22 protein-coding genes are annotated in these 19,475 nt (G+C 71.1%); 15 read left to right on the top strand and 7 right to left on the bottom strand.

Translation table 11 applies throughout. The features are described 5' to 3' along the window. Positions 1–35: 35 nt before the first annotated feature. Both MRBLWO14_RS07360 and MRBLWO14_RS07355 read left to right on the top strand, forming a co-directional pair. Positions 36–521, top strand: a complete 486-nt coding sequence (locus tag MRBLWO14_RS07360) for a MogA/MoaB family molybdenum cofactor biosynthesis protein (RefSeq protein WP_341935804.1) — start codon at positions 36–38, stop codon at positions 519–521. Beyond that, positions 521–961, top strand: a complete 441-nt coding sequence (locus MRBLWO14_RS07355; protein ID WP_341935803.1) for a molybdenum cofactor biosynthesis protein MoaE — start codon at positions 521–523, stop codon at positions 959–961. The genes MRBLWO14_RS07360 and MRBLWO14_RS07355 overlap by 1 nt, the downstream gene beginning before the upstream one ends. A 197-nt stretch (positions 962–1,158) precedes the next feature. Here MRBLWO14_RS07355 and MRBLWO14_RS07350 read toward each other — a convergent pair whose 3' ends face one another. The 4 genes from MRBLWO14_RS07350 to MRBLWO14_RS07335 are packed head-to-tail and all read right to left on the bottom strand — an operon-like array spanning position 1,159 to position 3,864. Further along, positions 1,159–1,392 carry a MoaD/ThiS family protein gene (locus tag MRBLWO14_RS07350; RefSeq protein WP_341935802.1) on the bottom strand — a complete coding sequence of 78 codons (234 nt, stop codon included), beginning with the start codon at positions 1,390–1,392 and terminating at the stop codon, positions 1,159–1,161. Next, on the bottom strand, positions 1,389–1,868 hold the full coding sequence (moaC, locus tag MRBLWO14_RS07345; protein ID WP_341935801.1) for a cyclic pyranopterin monophosphate synthase MoaC: 480 nt from the start codon (positions 1,866–1,868) through the stop codon (positions 1,389–1,391). The genes MRBLWO14_RS07350 and moaC overlap by 4 nt, the downstream gene beginning before the upstream one ends. Further along, positions 1,865–3,097, bottom strand: coding sequence for a gephyrin-like molybdotransferase Glp (glp, locus tag MRBLWO14_RS07340; protein WP_341935800.1), 1,233 nt, complete (start codon positions 3,095–3,097; stop codon positions 1,865–1,867). The genes moaC and glp overlap by 4 nt, the downstream gene beginning before the upstream one ends. Then, entirely contained in the window at positions 3,094–3,864 is a 771-nt protein-coding gene (locus MRBLWO14_RS07335; protein WP_341935799.1) for a HesA/MoeB/ThiF family protein, read from the bottom strand. Before MRBLWO14_RS07335 ends, glp begins: the two co-directional genes overlap by 4 nt. A 119-nt stretch (positions 3,865–3,983) precedes the next feature. Between MRBLWO14_RS07335 and MRBLWO14_RS07330 the strand changes: the two genes are divergently transcribed. From MRBLWO14_RS07330 to moaA, 7 genes are all read left to right on the top strand, one after another. Then, positions 3,984–5,801, top strand: coding sequence for a molybdopterin-dependent oxidoreductase (locus MRBLWO14_RS07330; RefSeq protein WP_341935798.1), 1,818 nt, complete (start codon positions 3,984–3,986; stop codon positions 5,799–5,801). Positions 5,802–5,820: 19 nt separating this feature from the next. Then, the gene (locus MRBLWO14_RS07325) at positions 5,821–6,825 is read left to right on the top strand and encodes a tellurite resistance/C4-dicarboxylate transporter family protein (RefSeq protein ID WP_341935797.1); all 1,005 of its coding nucleotides are present in this window, start codon (positions 5,821–5,823) and stop codon (positions 6,823–6,825) included. 57 nt (positions 6,826–6,882) lie between these two features. Then, complete coding sequence (locus tag MRBLWO14_RS07320) at positions 6,883–7,275, top strand: TOBE domain-containing protein (protein ID WP_341935796.1); 393 nt, start codon at positions 6,883–6,885, stop codon at positions 7,273–7,275. Position 7,276: 1 nt separating this feature from the next. Further along, positions 7,277–8,065 carry a molybdate ABC transporter substrate-binding protein gene (gene modA, locus MRBLWO14_RS07315; RefSeq protein ID WP_341935795.1) on the top strand — a complete coding sequence of 263 codons (789 nt, stop codon included), beginning with the start codon at positions 7,277–7,279 and terminating at the stop codon, positions 8,063–8,065. Then, a complete protein-coding gene (gene modB, locus MRBLWO14_RS07310; RefSeq protein WP_341935794.1) occupies positions 8,062–8,847 on the top strand; it encodes a molybdate ABC transporter permease subunit in 786 nt (261 codons plus the stop codon). The genes modA and modB overlap by 4 nt, the downstream gene beginning before the upstream one ends. Beyond that, positions 8,844–9,908: an ABC transporter ATP-binding protein gene (locus MRBLWO14_RS07305; RefSeq protein ID WP_341935793.1), complete on the top strand. Its 1,065-nt coding sequence runs from the start codon at positions 8,844–8,846 to the stop codon at positions 9,906–9,908. The genes modB and MRBLWO14_RS07305 overlap by 4 nt, the downstream gene beginning before the upstream one ends. Positions 9,909–10,136: 228 nt before the next feature. Then, positions 10,137–11,216, top strand: a complete 1,080-nt coding sequence (gene moaA / locus MRBLWO14_RS07300) for a GTP 3',8-cyclase MoaA (protein WP_341935792.1) — start codon at positions 10,137–10,139, stop codon at positions 11,214–11,216. 96 nt (positions 11,217–11,312) lie between these two features. Here the strand turns inward: moaA and MRBLWO14_RS07295 are convergent, their stop codons facing one another. From MRBLWO14_RS07295 to MRBLWO14_RS07285, 3 genes are read right to left on the bottom strand one after another with little or no spacing between them, the layout of a single operon-like run. Beyond that, positions 11,313–12,317, bottom strand: coding sequence for a carbohydrate kinase family protein (locus MRBLWO14_RS07295; protein WP_341935791.1), 1,005 nt, complete (start codon positions 12,315–12,317; stop codon positions 11,313–11,315). Beyond that, positions 12,299–12,622 (bottom strand): hypothetical protein, encoded by a 324-nt coding sequence (locus MRBLWO14_RS07290; protein WP_341935790.1) that lies wholly within the window; start codon positions 12,620–12,622, stop codon positions 12,299–12,301. The genes MRBLWO14_RS07295 and MRBLWO14_RS07290 overlap by 19 nt, the downstream gene beginning before the upstream one ends. Continuing rightward, positions 12,622–13,530 carry a sugar isomerase gene (locus MRBLWO14_RS07285; RefSeq protein ID WP_341935789.1) on the bottom strand — a complete coding sequence of 303 codons (909 nt, stop codon included), beginning with the start codon at positions 13,528–13,530 and terminating at the stop codon, positions 12,622–12,624. The genes MRBLWO14_RS07290 and MRBLWO14_RS07285 overlap by 1 nt, the downstream gene beginning before the upstream one ends. A 184-nt stretch (positions 13,531–13,714) precedes the next feature. Here MRBLWO14_RS07285 and MRBLWO14_RS07280 point away from each other — a divergent pair, with 184 nt between their 5' ends. From MRBLWO14_RS07280 to MRBLWO14_RS07255, 6 genes are read left to right on the top strand one after another with little or no spacing between them, the layout of a single operon-like run. Further along, positions 13,715–15,010 (top strand): sugar ABC transporter substrate-binding protein, encoded by a 1,296-nt coding sequence (locus tag MRBLWO14_RS07280; RefSeq protein WP_341935788.1) that lies wholly within the window; start codon positions 13,715–13,717, stop codon positions 15,008–15,010. After that, positions 15,010–15,951 carry a sugar ABC transporter permease gene (locus tag MRBLWO14_RS07275; protein ID WP_341935787.1) on the top strand — a complete coding sequence of 314 codons (942 nt, stop codon included), beginning with the start codon at positions 15,010–15,012 and terminating at the stop codon, positions 15,949–15,951. Before MRBLWO14_RS07280 ends, MRBLWO14_RS07275 begins: the two co-directional genes overlap by 1 nt. A 9-nt stretch (positions 15,952–15,960) precedes the next feature. Next, positions 15,961–16,872, top strand: coding sequence for a carbohydrate ABC transporter permease (locus MRBLWO14_RS07270; RefSeq protein ID WP_341935786.1), 912 nt, complete (start codon positions 15,961–15,963; stop codon positions 16,870–16,872). Then, positions 16,869–17,876, top strand: coding sequence for a D-2-hydroxyacid dehydrogenase (locus MRBLWO14_RS07265; protein ID WP_341935785.1), 1,008 nt, complete (start codon positions 16,869–16,871; stop codon positions 17,874–17,876). Before MRBLWO14_RS07270 ends, MRBLWO14_RS07265 begins: the two co-directional genes overlap by 4 nt. Beyond that, positions 17,860–18,639: a DeoR/GlpR family DNA-binding transcription regulator gene (locus MRBLWO14_RS07260; RefSeq protein WP_341935784.1), complete on the top strand. Its 780-nt coding sequence runs from the start codon at positions 17,860–17,862 to the stop codon at positions 18,637–18,639. The genes MRBLWO14_RS07265 and MRBLWO14_RS07260 overlap by 17 nt, the downstream gene beginning before the upstream one ends. Beyond that, positions 18,633–19,460 (top strand): class II fructose-bisphosphate aldolase, encoded by an 828-nt coding sequence (locus MRBLWO14_RS07255; RefSeq protein ID WP_341935783.1) that lies wholly within the window; start codon positions 18,633–18,635, stop codon positions 19,458–19,460. The genes MRBLWO14_RS07260 and MRBLWO14_RS07255 overlap by 7 nt, the downstream gene beginning before the upstream one ends. The last annotated feature ends 15 nt before the right edge of the window (positions 19,461–19,475 follow it).

Genomic DNA, 19,475 nt, shown 5'->3' with positions numbered 1-19,475 from the left:
GTGCGTGGCCGATGGCCTGCCCCTAGGGTGGAGCCATGACGTCGCTCCCCGCGTGTGTGATCACCGTGTCTGATCGGTCGTTCGCAGGGGAGCGCGAGGACCGCGGCGGTCCGATCGCCGTCGGCCTGCTGCGGGATGCCGGGTGGCACTGCCCGGATGCCGAGATCATCGCCGACGGAGCGGAGTCGGTCGCCGACGCGCTGCGTCGCGCCGTCGCACGGGGCGTGCGGCTCATCGTGACCACGGGCGGCACCGGTGTCGCACCGCGCGACCTGACCCCCGAGGGGACGCGGCAGGTCATCACCAGGGAGCTGCCCGGCGTCTCCGAGGAGCTCCGCCGCAGCGGGCTCGCCGACACCCCGCTGTCGGTGCTGTCGCGCGGACTCGCCGGCGTCGTCGACCCGGCAGGCGCCCTCGTCGTGAATCTTCCCGGCTCGACGCGTGCCGTCGCATCCGGGGTGCCGATCGTGCTGGGCGTCGCCCGGCACATCGTGGATCAGGTCGACGGAGGGGACCACTGATGAACACAGTCCAGCTGGCAGCGATCTCGGAGCAGCCGCTCGATGTCGACGCGCATCTGCGTGCGGTCGAGCATCCGGCGCTCGGCGGCGTCACGACCTTCATCGGCCGTGTGCGCGACAACGATCCCGATGCCGACACCCCCGTCGTCGGCCTCGAGTACAGCGCGCATCCCGACGCCGAGGCCGTGCTGCGGTCGATCGCCGAGAAGGCGGGAGCGGATGCCGTGGGCTCGGCGCGCGTCGACGTCGCCGTCAGCCATCGGATCGGCCGGCTCGGCGTCGGGGATGCCGCGGTGATCATCGCCGTCGCCGCGGAGCACCGCGCCGAGGCGTTCGAGGTGTGCCGTGCCGTGATCGAAGACATCAAGCGCGACCTGCCGGTGTGGAAGCGCCAGCTGGAGTCCGACGGCTCGACGCTCTGGAAGGGCATCGGCGGCTGACGTCGGGTCGCGCCTGGCTCGCCTCTTCCCGCGTCGCCCCTTCCCGCCGAGCCACCCCTTTGTGCGCGAGCCACCCCTTCGTGCGCGAGCCACCCCTCTGCGCACCGTGTTTACGGGGGTGGCTCGCGAGTAAGGGGGTGGGTCGGCAACGTCGGCCGGAGCTGAGCGACGGAGCGCAGCGACCGAGACGACGCGCCTCAGCCGCCGGCGAAGGGCGGCAGCACGTCGACGAGCAGCGCGTCGCCGAGCGCGCGGTCGTCGTCGCTGCGCACGCCGTCGACGAGCACGGCGCACCGCGGCAGGATCCCGCCGAGAGCCGGATGGTCGGCGACGACGGCGGCGCGGAGCTCGTCCAGCGTCTGCTCCGACCGCTCCTCGGCATCCGTCCCCGCGGCTTCGGCGGCCGCGGCGAAGTAGCGCACGCGGGTCATCGTGTCTCTCCCTCGCGCACCCAGTCGCCGGAACGACCGCCCGACTTCGCCACGATGCGCACGTCTTCGATCACGACCGAGCGGTCGAGCCCCTTGATCATGTCGACGACGGCGAGGGCGGCGACCGACACCGCGGTCAGCGCCTCCATCTCGACGCCGGTGCGGTCGGCGGTCCCGACCGTCGCCTCGACGTGCACCCCGTCGTCGACGATGTCGAGCTCGACGCTCGCGCGGTGCACGCCGATCACGTGGGCGAGGGGCAGGAGCGAGGGCGTCGACTTCGCCGCCTGGATGCCGGCGATGCGGGCGACCGCGAGCACGTCGCCCTTCGGTGCGGTGCCGTCGCGCAGCGCGGTGACGACCTCGGGGCTGCAGCGCACGAACCCGCGAGCGGTGGCGGTGCGGACCGTCGGCTGCTTGCCGGTCACGTCGACCATGTGCGCGCGCCCTGACGCGTCGAGATGCGGGAAGCTCATCCGACCAGCATGACATCGATCGGGTCGCCCACGGCGACGCGCTCGACCTCTGCGGGCACGATCGCGAAGGCGTGTGCGCGGGCGAGGCCCCCGGCGAGGTGCGAGCCGGATCCGCCCGCGGTCGCCGGCCGAACGGTGCGGGTCGCGAGGTCGACCACGGCGGGCAGGTACTGACGGCGTCCCGGCGGTGTGGTCCAGTCGGCGCCGGCGGTGAACGACGCGTGCGGACGGTGGATCTCGGCGCGCCCCTGCAGTGCCAGCAGCGCCGGCCGCACGAAGACCTCGAACGACACGGCCACGCTCACCGGGTTGCCGGGGAGGCCGAAGACGAGCGTCCCCGACCCGAGGGCGCCGAACGCCTGCGGTTTGCCCGGCTGCATGGCGACGCTCGCGAACTCCACCTCTCCGCGGCCGTCGAAGGCGCCGCGCACCGGCTCGTATGCCCCCGCGCTCACGCCGCCCGTGAAGACGATGACGTCGGCCCCGCGCGAGACGGCGTCGGCGGTAACGGCGGCGACGGCATCCGCCTCGTCGGCGACACGCGCCACGAGGATGACGTCGGCGTCGGCATCCGCCACGAGCTGCTGCAGCAGAGGGCCGTTGGAATCCGGGATCCGCCCGCGCGTGGGAGTCTCGCCGGGGGCGAGCAGCTCGCTGCCGGTCGAGACGACGGCGACGCGCGGAGCGCGTGTCACGGAGACCCGGTCGATGCCGGCCGCGACGGCCGCGGCGAGCTGGAAGGCGCCCAGGCGCTCGCCCGCGTGGACCACGGTGTCGCCCGCGCGCAGGTCGGCGCCGCGGCGCCGCACGAACGCACCCGGTGCCGGTGCGCGCAGCACCTGCACCTCGCCCAGTGAATCGGCGAGTCCGCCCGCGGTGTCCTCGAAGGGCACGATCGCGTCGGCGGCGGTCGGCGCCGGAGACCCGGTCATGATCCGCGCGGCCTCGCCGGCGCCGAGTGCGGGGTCGTCCGCCACGCCGGCCGGCAGGTCGGCGATCACACGCAGCGTCACCGGTGTGGCCGCCGATGCGCCGGACACGTCCTGCGCGCGCACGGCGAACCCGTCCATCGCGGAGTTGTCGAACAGCGGGATGTCGTGGGCGGCGGTGGCATCGGCAGCGAGGGTGCGACCGGCGGCATCCTGCAGCGCGACCTGCTCGACGTCGAGCGTCCGCACGGCGTCGAGCACCCGCGCGAGCTGTTCCTCGACCGTGCGGCGGGCGCTCATGCGGTCACCGCCGGACGGATCGCGATCTCGTGCTGTCGGGCGGCGAGCGCGTCGATCACGGCGAGGCGGCCGAGCAGCGGTTCGCCGGCGCCGGTGACGAGCTTCACGACCTCGCCGGCGAGGATCCCGCCGACCTGCACGCACAGCGCCCCGAGCACCCCGACCTGGGCGCAGCTCGGCGGTTCGCCCTCGGTGCCGATCGGGAAGAGGTCGGCCAGCACGACCGGCGCGTGACCGGCGGGCGGAGCCGACCAGAACACGGTCGCCTGCGCGTGCCACTCCTGCACGGCTCCCCACACCAGAGGGATGCCGAGAGCCTCCGCCGCGGCGGCCACGTCGCGCCGCGTGCTGAACGAGTCGCTCGTGTCGACCACCACGTCGGCGCCCTCGAAGAGGCCGGTCGCGTTCGCGGCGTCGAGCCGCACGGTCTGCGGCACCACCACCGCGCCGGGCGACAGAGCCGTGATGGCCCGCTCGGCGGAGACCGTCTTCGCGGTGCCGACGTCTTGCGCGCGGTGCGCGAGCTGCCGCTGCAGGTTCGTGAGCTCCACGACGTCGTCGTCGATCACGGTGATCGTGCCGACCCCGGCGGCCGCGAGCGCGAGGAGCACGGGGGAACCCACGCCGCCGGCGCCGACCACCACGACCCGGGATGCCGCGAGCCGCCGCTGCCCTTCCTCGCCGATGCCCGCGAGCACGGCATGACGGGCGGTGCGGACGAGCTCCGCCGGGTCGAGGGCTGGCGCGGGGGCGACGAGCGGCTGCATGGGACCAGGCTAAGCGCCGGTGGAGGGTATATCGCGCTCGGCGGCGGAATCTGTCATCCTCAGTGCAACAGCCGCCCATCGTGCGCGATGGTCGGCCGCGACGACCGGGGGGTGACAGCGTGGCCGAGACCACGGAGCCGACCGACGCGACCGAGCAGGCGACTCTCGCGCGCAGCGCGCACGAGCAGCGCGCACAGCAGTTGCGCGAGGTGTCGCCGGCGTTCCGCGATGCGCTGGACTCGCGACGCCACGACCGCGTCGGCGCCGACTGGGCCGGCGGCCTGCCCGCGCAATACGGTGTGGCGCCCCGCATCCGCGTCGGCCGGACGAAGTGGTTCACCCTGCTGTGGCTGATCCCGATCGGCCTCGCCCTGATGATCGCGGGTATCTCGGTCGCCCGCGGGATCGTCGACACACCGGCTGTGCAGGACTTCCTGCGCGCCTACCCGGGGGCCTCGTCGCTGCCCGACGGCACCCCCGAGGGGTTTCCGGTGTGGATGCAGTGGCAGCACTGGCTGAACGTGTTCTTCCTCTTCTTCATGATGAGATCGGGTCTCAGCATCCTCGCCGACCACCCGCGCCTGTACTGGACCCGCCATTCCACGCCCGGCCGGGAGTGGTTCCGGATGCAGCGGCCGGTGCCGGTCGACGACCCGACCTACACCGCGAAGGGCGACTCGCTGACCCTCCCCGACGGCGTCGGACTGCCGGGGCGACGGCACTCGATCGGCCTCGCGCGCTGGTGGCACCTCAGCGTCGACGTGCTGTGGCTGCTGAACGGCCTCGTCTTCGTCGTGCTGCTCATCGTGACGGGGCATTGGGCGCGCATCGTTCCGACGAGCTGGGATGTCATCCCGAACGCGCTAAGCACCGCCATCCAGTACCTGTCGCTCGACTGGCCCGCCGAGAACGGGTGGGTGAACTACAACGCGCTCCAGCTGCTCTCCTACTTCGTCACCGTGTTCGTCGCCGCCCCGCTGGCCGTGCTGACCGGGCTCGGGATGTCGCCCGCGCTGTCGACCCGGTTCCGTCGGATCAGCCGCGTGTTCAGCATCCAGTTCGCCCGCTCGCTGCACTTCCTCGTGCTGTGCTGGTACGTGATGTTCGTCGTCGTGCACGTCGCGCTCGTGTTCGCGACGGGGGCGCTGCGCAACCTCAACCACATGTACGCGGGAAACGACGGGACCTCGTGGACCGGGTTCTGGATCTTCCTCGCCACGACCGCGGTGCTCATCGTGGTGTGGGTCGCGGCGACGCCCGTCACGTATCGCTACCCGCGGGCGATCAGACGCGTGGGGATCGCGATCATCGGACCCGTGCAGCGCCTGTTCGAGCACGTCGACGCGAAGCCCGGCGAGTACACCGAGAAGGACATCTCGCCGTACTTCTGGTCGAACGGACGGGTGCCGGACAGCGACGAGTACCGGCGTCTGCAGGAGGGCGGGTTCCGCGACTACCGGCTGCGCATCGGCGGGCTCGTCGAGAACCCCGTCTCGCTGAGCCTCGACGACCTGCGCGAGATGGCGAAGCACGATCAGATCACGCAGCACTTCTGCATCCAGGGCTGGTCGGGCGTCGCGAAGTGGGGCGGTGTCTCGATGTCGGCCGTGCTCGACCTCGTGCGGCCCACACCCGAGGCGAAGTGGGTCGTGTTCTACTCGTTCGCCGAAGGCGCGGAGGGCGGGCTGTACTACGACGCGCAGGACATCGATCAGATGCGCTACCACCTGACGATGCTCGCGTACGAGATGAACGACGAGCCGCTGCCGTTCTCGCACGGCGCCCCGCTGCGCCTGCGCAACGAGGCGCAGCTCGGTTTCAAGATGGTCAAGTGGATCCAGGGCATCGAGTTCGTCGAGCGGTTCGAAGACGTGGGCGGCGGGCTCGGCGGCTACAACAACGACCACGAGTTCTTCGGCTACCGGCAGTCGATCTGATCGGCCGGCGGACACGGTCATGAGGCTGCGCGAGGCGATCGGGCGGATGCCGCCCGCGAGCTTCTCGTTCGTGATGGCCACCGGCATCGTGGGCACAGCGTTCGTCACGATCGGCGTGGACGCGGTCGGGGTCGTCGCGCTGGTGCTCGCCGCGGCCGGCTTCGTCGTGCTCGTCGCGGCGACCATCGCCCGCGCGGTCGTCGCTCCGGACGCCCTGCGTCGCGACGCCCGTGATCCGGGCAGGGCGTTCGGGTTCTTCACGATCGTCGCCGCGACCGGAGTCACGGCGACACTCGCTGCCGCCCTCGGCCTGCGCGCGGTTCTCCCCGGTGCCCTGATGGTGGAGGCGCTGCTCTGGCTCGCTCTCGTCTACGCCCTGCTGCCGTGGATCGTCACGCACCCGTCTGTGCGCCCGCTCCTGCCGACGGTCGACGGTGGGTGGTTCCTGATCGTCGTCGCGACGCAGTCGCTCTCCGTCGTCACGAGCGCCGCCGCGGGCGACCAGCACCTGCTCGCGCTCGTCGCGCTCGGGCTCTGGTCGCTCGGCGTCGTCGTGTACGTGCTGCTCATGGCGGCCGTGCTCGTCCGGCTGCTCTCCGAGAGGGATGCCGCGGGCGACGTCGCGCCGACGGCGTGGGTGCTGACGGGCTCGACCGCGATCTCGGTCCTCGCCGCGTCGCGCATCCTCACGGCGTCCGTGCCCGCGCTCCCCGGCACTGAGGCGGCGGTCACGATCGTGGCGATGGCGCTGTGGTCGTTCGGCACGTTCCTCATCCCGTTCCTCGTCGGCCTCGGCATCCGCGATCTGCTGCGGCGTCGCGCGGCGCGGCGCTTCTCGGTCGGCTGGTGGAGCATCGTCTTCCCCGTGGGGATGTACGCGACGGCGACGCTGTCGTTCGGGAAGGCGGTCGGCGTGCCGGAGTTCGCGATCATCGGCACGGTGGCGGCGTGGTGCGCGGGGGCCGCGTGGCTGCTCGCCGGTGCGGGAGGAGTCGTGGCACTCGCACGGGGAGCGCGTCGATAGTTCCGCTTCTGCGGCGGAATCGACCCTGCACATCCGCAAGAGCGGTAGAGTTCGAGCATGCAGAGCTTCCGCATCGCCCGCGCCGCCCAACTGCTGGGCGTGAGCGACGACACCGTGCGGCGCTGGATCGACCAGGGCCTCCTTCCGACGACCGATGCGGTGCCCGCCGAGATCCCCGGCGATGCACTCGCCGCGCGCGCGATCGCCCTCGCCGACGAGGCGACCGACCCGGGCGGGGCGCTGTCGAGCGCGCGGAACCGCTTCGTCGGCATCGTCACCCGCGTGCAGATCGACGGGCTCATGGCGCAGATCGACCTGCAGTCGGGTCCGCACCGCGTCGTCTCGCTCATGTCCGCCGAGGCGGCCCGCGAACTCCACCTCGAGGTCGGCTCCCTGGCCACCGCGTCCGTCAAGGCGACCCAGGTCGTCGTCGAAGTGCCGAAGGGCTGACATGAACCGCTCGATCCTCCGCTCCGCGGCCGTGCTGGCGCTCGCCGCCCTCGCCCTCACCGGGTGCTCGTCGCCGTCATCCCAGACCGAACCCGCGCCCGACGGGTCCGCCACCTCGGACAGCACCCCGGTGAGCGGCGACCTCACGGTCTACGCCGCCGCCTCGTTGAAGGCCGCGTTCGACGAGATCGGCGCCGCCTTCACCGACGAGAACCCCAACGTGACCTTCAGCCCCGTCTACGACGGCTCGTCGACGCTCGTCACCCAGTTGCAGGAGGGGGCGCCGGGCGACGCGTTCGCCTCCGCCGACGAGGCGAACATGGACAAGCTCTCCGACCTCGCGATCGACCCGACGCTGTTCGCCTCGAACACGCTCGTGATCGCGGTGCCCGCGGGCAACCCCGGTGGAGTCGAGAGCCTCGCCGACCTCGCCGACGTCACGACGGTGCTGTGCGCTCCGGAGGTGCCGTGCGGCGCGGCATCCACCACCCTGCTGTCGAACGCCGGCCTGACCGTCGAACCCGCGAGCCTCGAGCAGAACGTCACAGCGGTCCTGACGAAGGTCGCCGCCGGAGAAGCGGATGCCGGACTCGTCTACGCCACCGACGTGGTCGGGCGCGACGACGTCGAGGTCATCGTGCCGGACGGTGCGGACGACGTCGTGAACCACTACCCGATCGCGGCGCTCGACGGGGCTCCGAACCGCGCCGCCGCCGAGGCGTTCGTCGCCTTCGTGCTGTCGGACGCCGGACAGGAGATCCTCGCGGACCACGGGTTCGGAGCGCCGTGAGCCGTGCCGCGCGTGGCTACGCGCCGCGTGCGATCGTCGTGCCGGCTCTCATCGGCCTCGCGTTCCTGATCCTGCCGCTCGCCGCGCTCGTCGCCCGCGTGCAGTGGTCGACCTTCATCGCCGACGTGACGTCGGAGGCGGCGCGGTCGGCCCTCGTCCTCTCCCTCGGCACGGGGCTGCTCGCGACCCTGATCTGCGTGATCGTGGGGGTCCCCCTCGCGCTGACGATCGCCCGGTCGGGGCCGCGTGTCGCCGCCGTGCTGCGGGCGGCGGTCACCGTGCCCCTCGTGCTGCCGCCCATGGTCGGCGGGGTCGCGCTGCTCTACCTGTTCGGCCGGGCCGGATGGTTCGGCGGCCTCGGTCTCTCGTTCAGCACCCCGGCCGTCGTGCTCGCGCAGACCTTCGTGGCGCTGCCGTTCCTCGTGCTCGCCGTCGAAGGTGCCGTGCGCACCTCGGGCGTCGAGTACGAGCGCACCGCCGCCGCGCTCGGCGCGAGCCGGTGGACGATCCTGCGACGCATCACGCTTCCCCTCGCCGCGCCGGGGATCGTCGCGGGCGTCGTGCTGTGCTTCGCCCGCGCGATCGGGGAGTTCGGGGCCACGGCGCTGTTCGCCGGGAACCGGCCGGGCGTCACGCAGACCATGCCCCTCGCGATCTACACGGCGTTCAACGGTGCGGGCGTCTCGCAGGGCACGGCCGTCGCGCTCGCGCTGCTGCTGCTCGCCGCCGCCGTCGCGGTGCTGCTCCTCGTGCGCGGGTGGCGACCGGGGGCCGCTCGATGAGCGCGACGGATGCCGGACTGCGCGCCCGCGTCGTCGTCGCCCGGGAGCACTTCGCCGTCGACGTCGAGGTGCGGGTGGCCGCGGGGGAGACCGTCGCCGTGATGGGCCCGAGCGGGGCGGGCAAGTCGACACTGCTGCAGGCGCTCGCCGGACTCGCGACGCTCGACGCGGGTGAGATCGCCGTCGACGGGCGCGTGGTCGACCGGGTGTCGGCGCCGCGGGTGCGCACCGAGCCGATGCGGCGCGGCATCGTGCTGCTCGGACAGAACCCCCGCCTCTTCCCGCACCTGAGCGTGCGAGAGAATGTCGCTTTCGGACCCCGCGCGGCGGGCGTCCCGGCGGATGCCGCCCGGCGCGACGCCGATGACTGGCTCGCCCGTGTCGGACTCCCCGGTGCCGGCGACCGCCGACCGCAGGAGCTCTCGGGCGGCGAGGCCCAGCGGGTCGCCGTCGCACGGGCCCTCGCTGCGGAACCCCGGGTCGTGCTGCTCGACGAACCCCTCGTGGCCCTCGACCCCGAGACCGCCGGCGACATCAGGCGGATGCTGCGCGATCAGCTCGACGGCACCACCACCGTCGCGGTGACCCATGACGCCGCCGACGCGGTCGCTCTCGCCGACCGGCTCGTCGTGCTCGAGGCGGGACAGGTGACACAGGAGGGTGCGGTGCGCGAGGTGCTCGCGGCTCCGGCATCCGGGTTCGTCGCGTCGATCGCCGGGGTCAACCGGATCGACGGCCTCAGCGGCGACGGCGGGTGGGTGCGCGGCGACGCCCGCTTGCGCGCTGCGGATCCCGGGTCGCAGGCGCTCGCCGCGACCGACGGGGTCGCGCTCGCCGCCGTCTTCCGCCCAGGCGATGTGCGCGTGGCCGCGGAGGACGGTGCCCCGAACTCGTGGCGGGCCGTCGTGACGCGCGTCGAGCCGACCGTGTCGGGGGTGCGCGTGCTCACCGACCTGGGTGCCGTCGACCTGTCGCTGACGGATGCCGCGGGTCTGCGGCCCGGCGCCTCGCTCACCCTGCACGTCGATCCCGACCGCGTGCGGTTCGTCGCGGCATCCTGACCCCGCCCGCGTCCCACGTCTTCCACGCCGACCCACCCCTTTCCGTCCGACCCACCCCTGTGCAGCCGCCGCAGAAGGGGGTGGCTCGCGCGGAAGGGGGTGGGTCGCGGGCGGGGTCCCGCAGAACGCGCGCGGAAAGGGGTGGGCGGCGCAGGTCGCACACCGGAACGACCCCGACCCCGTCTGCCCGGGCTAGTCTCGAACCATGGCGGGGAACGGGGAGAGGCGATGACGGCCGTACCCGTCGCGATCGGGCGGCGGACGACCGCTCCCGACGCTGCGCTCGCGGCCATGGGCGACCGCCTCGTCGACACCCACGGTCGCGTCCACCGCGACCTCCGGATCTCGCTCACCGATCGCTGCTCGCTGCGCTGCACGTACTGCATGCCCGAGCAGGGCAACGAATGGCTCGCCCGCACCAGCATCCTGTCGACCGACGAGATCGTCGAGGTCGCCGAGGTCGCTGCGGGCCTCGGCATCCGCACCTTCCGTCTCACCGGCGGCGAGCCGCTGCTCCGTCCCGACATCGTCGACGTGGTGCGGCGGGTCGCGCGGATCGAGGGCCCGGACGGACCCGTCGAGGTCGCCATGACGACCAACGGCATCTCTCTCGCCGACAAGCTCCCCGCGCTCATCGACGCGGGGCTCACGCGCCTCAACATCAGCATCGACACGATCGACCGGCAGAAGTTCGCCGACCTCACCCGCCGCGACCGGCTCGACGACGTGCTCGAGGGAATCGCCGCCGCCGCAGCATCCGAGCTGCGCCCGCTCAAGCTGAACGCCGTCGCGATGCGCGGCGTGAACGACGACGAACTCGCCGACCTCGTGGCGTTCGCGATGGAGGTCGGCGCACAGCTGCGCTTCATCGAGCAGATGCCTCTGGACGCCGGTCACACGTGGGATCGGGCGACGATGGTCACGCGCGAGGAGATCCTCGACTCCCTGGGCGCCCGGTGGCGTCTCTCACCGGTCCCGGGCCGCGGCGGAGCCCCCGCCGAGAAGTGGCGCATCGACGGCGGACCCCACGAGGTCGGCGTGATCGCCTCGGTCACGGCGCCGTTCTGCGGAGCGTGCGACCGGCTGCGTCTCACGGCCGACGGGCAGTTCCGCAACTGCCTGTTCTCGAACACCGAGTACGACCTGGCCGCCGTGCTGCGGCGGGAGGCGGCATCCGCTCCCGACGTCCGCACCGATGCGATCGCCGACCTGCTGCGCTCGTGCGTGCACGGCAAACTGCCCGGTCACGCGATCGACGACCCGTCGTTCCTGCAGCCGGCCCGGGGGATGAACGCGATCGGCGGCTGAGCCCGACGTCGGCTTTCTCGGAAGGATGCCCGTTTCTCGGACGATCTCGTCGAGATCATCCGAGATGCGGACGGTCCTCCGAGAAGACGTGTGCGGTCAGCGCGTCGCGATGCTGCTGACGGATGCCGATCGCACCCGGTCCGCCAGTGCGGCGGCCGTCACCCGATCGGGTTGCGCTCCGACGCCGCCGCTGCCCCTGGTCGACGCCGTCCCGCAGGCCACCGCCAGACGCAGAGCCGCGTCGATCGACATCCCCTGCAGCAGTCCCGTGAGGAATCCGGCCGCGAGCGTGTCGCCGGCGCCGACCGTGTCGACGAGCTCTCCCGTCATCGGCGGGACCCCGGCGTGCACGAAGGACGTGTCGCCGTCGGAGCGGCTCGCGGCCACCGCGCCGTCGCCGCCGAGCTTCGCGACGACGACCGCCCCGGTCGGCATGAGGTCGAGGGCGCGGACGACCGCCTCGTCGAGACCGATCGCGCCGGTGACCCCGGTGAGCTCCTCTTCGTTCCCGAAGAAGACGTCGACGTGCGGGAGCAGATCGAGGATGCCGCAGTCCCAGCGCTCCGCGGGATCGAAGTTGCCGTCGAGCGAGGTGGTGAGCCCGGCGGCCCGGGCGTCCCGGAAGAGCACGGGCGCGTCGGCGTGCAGGGAATGCTGGAGGAAGTAGCTGCCCATGTGCAGGTGCGAGGCGGCGCGGAGATCCTCGGCGGTGACGTCCGATGCGCGCACCGTGCCGATCGAGCCCATCGAGGTGAGGATCGCGCGGTCTCCGCTCGGACGGGTGAGGTGCGTGGAGGCGCCGGTCGGCACCGTCGCATCGACGCGCACGGAGCCGGTGTCGACGCCCCGGCCGGCAAGTTCCGCCTCCAGGAACACACCGAAGGTGTCGTCGCCGCGCACGCTGACGAGCCGCGTCGGCGTGCCGAGGGCCGCGGCGCCGCACGCGGTGATCGCGGAGGAGCTCCCCATCGTCAGGGTCGTGCGGGGCACGATCTGCTCGTGCTGCCCGAACCGGATGTCGTCGTCGATCTCGATGATGAGATCGACGCAGAGCTCGCCGACCACCAGCAGGCGTCCGTCCGTCACTGCGGGAGAACCCACTCGCACCACACTCCTTGTTCGCCGCCGTTGGTCCGGCTCCAGTCTGCCGCCGCGAGGCGTGCGGCCTCACGCGCCTCGCGCATCGGCTCCTCGCCGCGATCGGATCCGTGGATGGAGACGAGCATCCAGGGATCGTCGGTGTGGTCCGTGGGCGTCCCGCTCGTGGCGGAGGCACGGACCGGGATCGTCATCGCGATCACGTCGCCCGATCCCAGACCGAGCGCCGCAGCGACGGCATCCGCGACTGCGCGCAGCAGTCCACGCTCCGCGGAATGGGGGAGCACCGCGACCGTGATGACGGGCATCAGTCGGTGACGAGGACCGAGCGGTTGAGGAACGGGGGAGTGTCGGGGTTGCGCCCGCGGAGCGCGGCGAGGTCGACGGCGAGCCGGTGCACGAGCGGCAGGTTGGCCTGCGGGTCGAGGTCGTTGACGTACACGGACGCTCCGGTCGAGCGCACGTCGTCGGCGACGACGTCGGGCGCCTCGCCGAGGAACCACACCAGGGTGTCGGGGCCTGCGCAGGAGATCGGGCCGTGCTGGTACTCCCACATGGAGTACGCCTCGGTCCAGAATCCGGCGGATTCGCGCACCTTCAGGGCGGCCTCCTGTGCGAGCCCGTTGGTCCAGCGGTGCCCGAGGAACACGATGTGCTGCACGCGCTCGGGGTCGGTCGGGAGGTCGGCGGCCAGCGCGGCGCGCGCATCGTCGACGAGATCGTCCGCTGCCCGGCCGATCGAGGCTCGCAGAGCCGTGAGAACGGTGGTGGCGAAGCGCGTCTGCACGATCGACTTCTCGTCGGCGAAGCCCAGGTGCACCGTGCGATCCGCGCACAGGCGGCCGAGGGCGGTGTCGGTATCCCCGAGGATCGCGGTGATCCGGTGCGTTGCGCCGTATCGCTCGACCAGCTCGACGACGTCGGCGGTCGTGCCGGAGCGGGAGATCACGATGATGTGCTCGTCGTCGTCGATCCAGTCCAGCTCACTGGGGATCGCGGCCCGGGTGCGCCCGAGACCCGCGTCGTTGCGGAGGTACGCGTACGCGTCGCCGATGTAGTAGGAGGTGCCGCAGCCGATGACGAGTACCTTCTCGCCCTCGGACGGGAGGAGCGCGGCGTGCTGTACGGCGAGGGAGAGGGCCTGCTGCCAGACCTCGGGCTGGCTGGTGAGTTCCGCCCGTGTCGTCGTGCCGGATCCGGCCATGCTGGAGTTCATCTCGAAGACCCTTCACGTTCTCTGTGCCGTTCCGATGTGGCGGCGATGTGTGCAGATTCAATCAGAAATGAGCACGGAATGAAAGTTCTTGACGGAATGCGCTGATTGTTGAATACTGCAAACGACAAGGACGTCTGCAGCACCCGAAAGCTGCGAGACCAGCTCACGAGAAGGAGAACGACGCGTGGAAACCAGAACAAAACGCTTCGCAGGCATCATCGGACTCGGTGCCGTGAGTGCACTCGTCCTCTCCGGCTGTGCCGGCTTCGGCGGCGGATCGGACGACGGCGGGGATCAGAGCCTCACGTTCACGACCTGGGGCAGCGAGGCGGAGGAGGCCAGCTTCAAGGCCCTCATCGCCCAGTTCGAGTCCGAGCACGAGGGCGTCGACATCAAGCTCAACGTCGTCCCCTACGACCAGATGTTCTCGAACATCGACGCGCAGCTCTCCTCGGGCGACGCCCCCGACCTCTTCCGCGTCGACTACGGCAACCTCGGGGTCTACTCCAGTCAGGGCCAGCTGCTCGACCTGAGCGACTACTTCTCCGACGAGGAGATCGCCGAGTTCACCCCCGCGATGTGGGAGGCCGTCTCGTTCGACGGTGCCCCCTACGGCGTGCCGCACCAGACCGACGTCTCGGCCCTGCTCGTGAACACCGCCATGCTCACCCAGGCGGGCATCGACGTGTCGACGCTGCCGACCACGCAGGATGACGCGTGGACCTGGGACGAGTTCGCCGACGTGGCCGCCCAGCTGCGGTCCGCCCTCCCGGCCGACAAGTACCCCTTCGTCTACAACTGGCAGCTCGGAGGTGCCCCGCGGTGGCTCAGCTGGCTCTTCCAGGCCGACGGCTCGTTCCTCGACGGCACCACGGCGACCATCGACTCCGCCGAGGGGGCCAAGGCGCTGGACTTCACGAGGAGCTTCTTCACCGAGAACTGGGTGCCGCCGACGAGCTCGACCAAGGGCACCGTCTACGCCGACTCGCTGTTCACCGAGGGCACGGCGGCGATGGCCTTCGCAGGATCGTTCCTCGTACCCGACATCGACTCGCTCGCGGAGTTCGACTGGACGGCGCTCCCCATGCCGAAGGACGCCCGCGGTGCCACCGACCTCGGCGGAAACGCCCTGGTGGCGACGAAGGACACGAAGAACCCCGAGCTCGCCGCGGAGTTCCTGAAGTTCATGGTCTCGGCCGATGCGATGAGCGAGTTCTGCGCGAACACCAATGAACTCCCCACGCGCACCGACCTCGAGGGCGACGCCGTCGAGTTCAAGATCCGTCCCGACGTCATGCCGGTCTTCGTGGACCAGGCGTCGACGATCGAGCCGAGCGACGTCAAGCAGCTCACCTCTCCCGCCATGGCCGCGGTCAACACGGCGCTGCAGGACCAGCTCGAGGCCGCCTTCATCGGCGGGCAGTCCACCGCCGACACGCTCGCGAAGCTGTCGGCCGCGATCGAGGAAGCCGCGAAGTAATGACCGTCCTCACCACCCGCGACCGGAGCGACGCGTCCGCGTCGCCCCGGCCGCGGGCGGCCCGCCGTCGGGCCCGACTGCGCGAGTCCCTGGTGGGCTGGGGGTTCGCGGCGCCGAACCTCCTGCTGATGTCGCTGTTCCTCTTCATCCCGATCGTCTGGGCCTTCATCCTCTCCCTCCAGGAGACCAAGGGCTTCGGCGATCCGGAATGGGTCGGTCTCGACAACTACGCCACCCTCGTGTCCGACCCGGTGTTCTGGCAGAGCCTGCTCAACACGGTCGTCTTCACGGTCGCCACCGTGCCGCTCGAGCTCGCCGGCGGCCTCGGCCTCGCCGTGCTGCTCAACTCCGTGCTGCCCGCCCGCGGCCTGTTCCGCACGATGATCGTCCTCCCGATGGTCATCTCCGGTGTCGCGTCGGGCATGATCGCGGTCATCCTGTTCTACGAGTCGAACGGCCTCGTCAACAAGATCCTCCAGGCGATCGGGGTCGACACGATCGCCTGGCAGTCCGCCGGCACACCCGCCATGATCTCGGTCATCGTCGTCGCGATCTGGCTGCGTCTCGGATTCAACATGATCATCTACCTGGCCGGTCTCCAGTCGATCTCACCGGAGCTCTACGAGGCCGCGCGCATCGACGGAGCATCGCGGTGGCAGCAGTTCCGCTCGGTGACCGTGCCGCTCGTCGGACCCTCGACGTTCTTCCTGCTCATCATGAACGTGATCGCGTCGTTCCAGGTGTTCGATCTGATCTTCGTCATGACCGGTGGCGGACCGGGCAACGCCACCTCCGTGCTCGTGACCTACGCGTACCGCAACGGGTTCCAGATCCGCGAGCAGGGATACGGAGCCGCGATCGGCATCGTCATCCTCCTGATCACCCTCGTCTTCACCTTCATCCAGTGGAAGACGAGCCGTACCCGAGACCTGGCCGAGTGAGGACGCACCATGGCTGAGACCACCACCGTCGTCCAGATCGCCGACGCCGCGATCCTGGGCGAGAAGGGCGCGGCGCGCGTGCAGCGCCGCCGCCGCTGGCACGCCAGCGGGAGGAAGGGCGTCGTCTGGCGCACGCTCATCGCGGCGATCGTGTCGATCGTCGTGGTGTTCCCCCTGTACTGGATGATCGTCGTCGCGTTCTCGCCGCGCGGCGAGGTGTTCCTGCCGGGACTGCGCCTGTGGCCGAGCACGCTGACGCTCGAGAACTTCGCGAAGGTGTTCGAACGGGTGCCGGTCGTGGCCTGGCTCGGCAACTCCGTCGTGATCGGCGTCTTCGTGACCGTGCTCACCGTGATCGTCAACCTGCTCGCCGGCTACGCGTTCGCCCGACTGCGCTTCGGCGGGCGCAACGCCGTGTTCATCCTCGCCCTCGCGACCATGATGATCCCGGTGCAGGCGATCATGGTCGCCCAGTTCAAGCTGGTGTCGGGTCTCGGGATCTACGGCACATACTGGGGCGTGATCCTCCCCGGGGCGGCCGCCGCGTTCGGCATCTTCCTCGCGCGGCAGTTCTTCATCGGCATCCCGGACGAGATCATCGAAGCCGCTCGCATCGACGGCGCCGGCCACCTGCGGATCTTCGTGCAGGTGGTGCTGCCGCTGTGCAAGCCGCTGATCGCCGTGCTCATCCTGCTCACTCTCATGGGAAGCTGGAACGACTTCGCGTGGCCGCTCATCGCCCTCAAGGACAACGAGCTGTTCACCCTGCCGATCGGACTCCTCTATCTCAAGAATCAGACCTCGCCCGACTACAACGCGATCATGGCGCTGGCCCTGATCTCGGTGCTGCCGATGGTGCTGCTGTTCATCTTCTTCCAGCGCTACTTCGTGCAGGGCTTCGCCCGGAGCGGTATCAAATGAGTCTCACCTACCTCTGCTCGCTGCCGTTGCCGGATGAGTGGTTCGACGAGCTGCGTCGGCGGATGCCCGACGTCGCGGTGCACCGCGTCTCGCCCTCCGCGCCGCCCTCGGCCGAGCTCCTCGCCGAGGTCGACCTCCTGCACACGAGCGAGTGGCTGCCCGAGGCGGACGCCGTCCCCGGTGTGCGCCTCGTGCAGCTCGACACCTCGGGCGTCGATCACGTCCGAGGCACCTCCCTGTGGGACTCCGGCGTGCCGATCGCGACGCTCGGCGGCATCGCGCCCGTGCCGATGGCCGAGTACGCGCTGATGTCGATCCTGGAGCTCTCGCACCGGATGCCGCGCATCGTCGCGCATCGCGCGGAGCGCTCCTGGCCGTCGAACGCCGAGCGGCTCGACACCCTGACCCCGCGGGCGCTCCCGGGCGCGACGGTCGGGATCGTCGGGTACGGCCGCATCGGTCGGGAGATCTCGCGTCTCGCCACGGCGTTCGGGATGCGGGTGCTGGGCGTGAGCCGGTCGGGCGTGCGCGCCGCCGGCTCCGAAAAGTTCGATACAGGACGTCAGGCGCCCGACGACGACCCCGCCGAGCTGTTCCCGATCGATCGGCTCGACAAGGTGCTGCGGCGCAGCGATGTCCTGGTCGTCGTGGTCCCTCTCACGGAGCTCACCCGAGGACTGATCGGACCCGCGCAGCTGGACCTCCTCCCGCTGGGGGCCTTCGTCGTGAACATCGCCCGCGGCGGCATCGTCGACGAGATCGCGCTCCGCGAACGACTGCGCGACGGCCGTCTCGGCGGCGTGGCGCTCGACGTCTTCGACGAGGAGCCACTCCCCGAGGATTCGCCGTGGTGGACGGAACCGGGCGCGCTGGTGACGCCTCACGTCGCCGGCCTCGCCCCGCAGTATCATGCACAGACACTCGACCTCGTCGTCGAGAATCTGACACGTCTGGCCGAAGATCGGCCCTTGCTGAATGAGGTGGACCGTGCAGCCGGTTACTGAGCCCCTGATCGGGCCGAAGCGTCAGCGCGAGCTTCTCAACTACATCCGCACCTACGGGGCAGGGTCGGTGAGCGAGATGGCCAAGATGCTCGGAGTGAGCACCTCCACGGTGCGCCGCGACCTCAATGAGCTCCAGGACAGGAAGCTCATCGAGCGGGTGCACGGCGGTGCCGCGCAGGTGGACGACGACGTCGAGCCGCTGCGCCCGCAGCGCGAGGTCGCGTTCGCCGAGGAGAAGCAGCGCATCGGACGCGCCGCCGCGGCGCACATCACGCCCAACTCCACGGTGCTCATCACCGGCGGGACGACGACCGAGGCGATGCTGCCGTTCCTCGCCGGCATCCCGGGTCTCACGGTGCTCACCAACAGCCTGTCCGTGGTGAGCCGCCTCGCGCAGTTCACGGACATCGACATCGTCGTGCTCGGCGGACTCCTGCGTCGCACGGAGATGAGCCTGCTGGGGCACCTCACGATCGCGGGTCTCGACGAGTTCGGCATCGACCGGGTCTTCACCGGAGCGTTCGGCGTGGACCCCGAGATGGGGGTCACGGGCACCAACCTCTCCGAGACGCAGACGGACCGGTCGCTCGCGTCGTCGGCGCGGGAGCTGATCGTGCTGGCCGACCATTCGAAGCTCGCGAAGCGGGGACCCGCACGGCTCGTGCCGACCGACGGGATCTCCCGTCTGATCGTGGACGACGGAGCGGATGCCGGAGTCCTCGAGCGCATGAGCGAGGCAGGGGTGACCGTCGAGACATGCTGATCCCGCCCACCCTGGCGGCGGTGGGGCTGGGCGCGAGCCTGCCCGCGATCGCCGCATTCAACGTCATCACGCTCGAGTACGCCGAGGGGATCGTCCTCGGTGCGGAGCGTGCGCAGTGTCCCGTCCTGCTGTCGATCAGCCACAACGCGGTGCGGTTCCACGGCGGACTCGCGCCTCTCGCCGCCGCGTGCCGTGCTCTTGCCGACAGCGCCTCCGTGCCGGTTCTCCTGCACCTTGATCACTGCGAGTCCGCCGACCTCGTGCTCGAGGCCGCCGGGCTCGGATTCGCCTCGGCGATGTTCGACGCCTCGACGCTGCCGTACGACCAGAACGTCGCCAAGACGGCGGAGGTCGCGGCGCGCGGACAGGAGAGCGGGCTCTGGATCGAGGCGGAGCTCGGTGAGATCGGCGGCAAGGACGGTGCGCATGCGCCGGGCGTGCGCACCGACCCCGTCGAGGCCGCCGCGTTCGTCACGGCGACCGGTGTCGACGCGCTCGCCGTGGCGGTCGGCACCTCGCACGCCATGACCGAACGCACCGCCCGTCCCGACGACGCCCTCATCGCGCGGCTCGCGGATGCCGTGCCGGTGCCCCTCGTGCTGCACGGCTCGTCCGGCGTCGACGACGCCGGGATCCGCGCGGCCGTGATCGCCGGCATCCGCAAGGTCAACGTCGGCACGCAGCTGTCGGCGGCCTTCTCGCACGCGATGCGCACGGAGCTCGGCGATCGCGTCGATCCGCGGCGCGCCTTGACCGCAGCGCGAGAAGCCATCGCCGGCGACGTTGAGCACCTGCTCGGCGTCATCTCCGCACCTCTCTGAGATCTCGAAAGGAAC

The sequence above is a fragment of the Microbacterium sp. LWO14-1.2 genome (genome assembly GCF_038397715.1).
GTDB lineage: Bacteria > Actinomycetota > Actinomycetes > Actinomycetales > Microbacteriaceae > Microbacterium.
The sequence above is the reverse complement of the archived record's forward strand: the minus strand, read 5'-3'. Positions and strand labels throughout refer to the sequence as shown.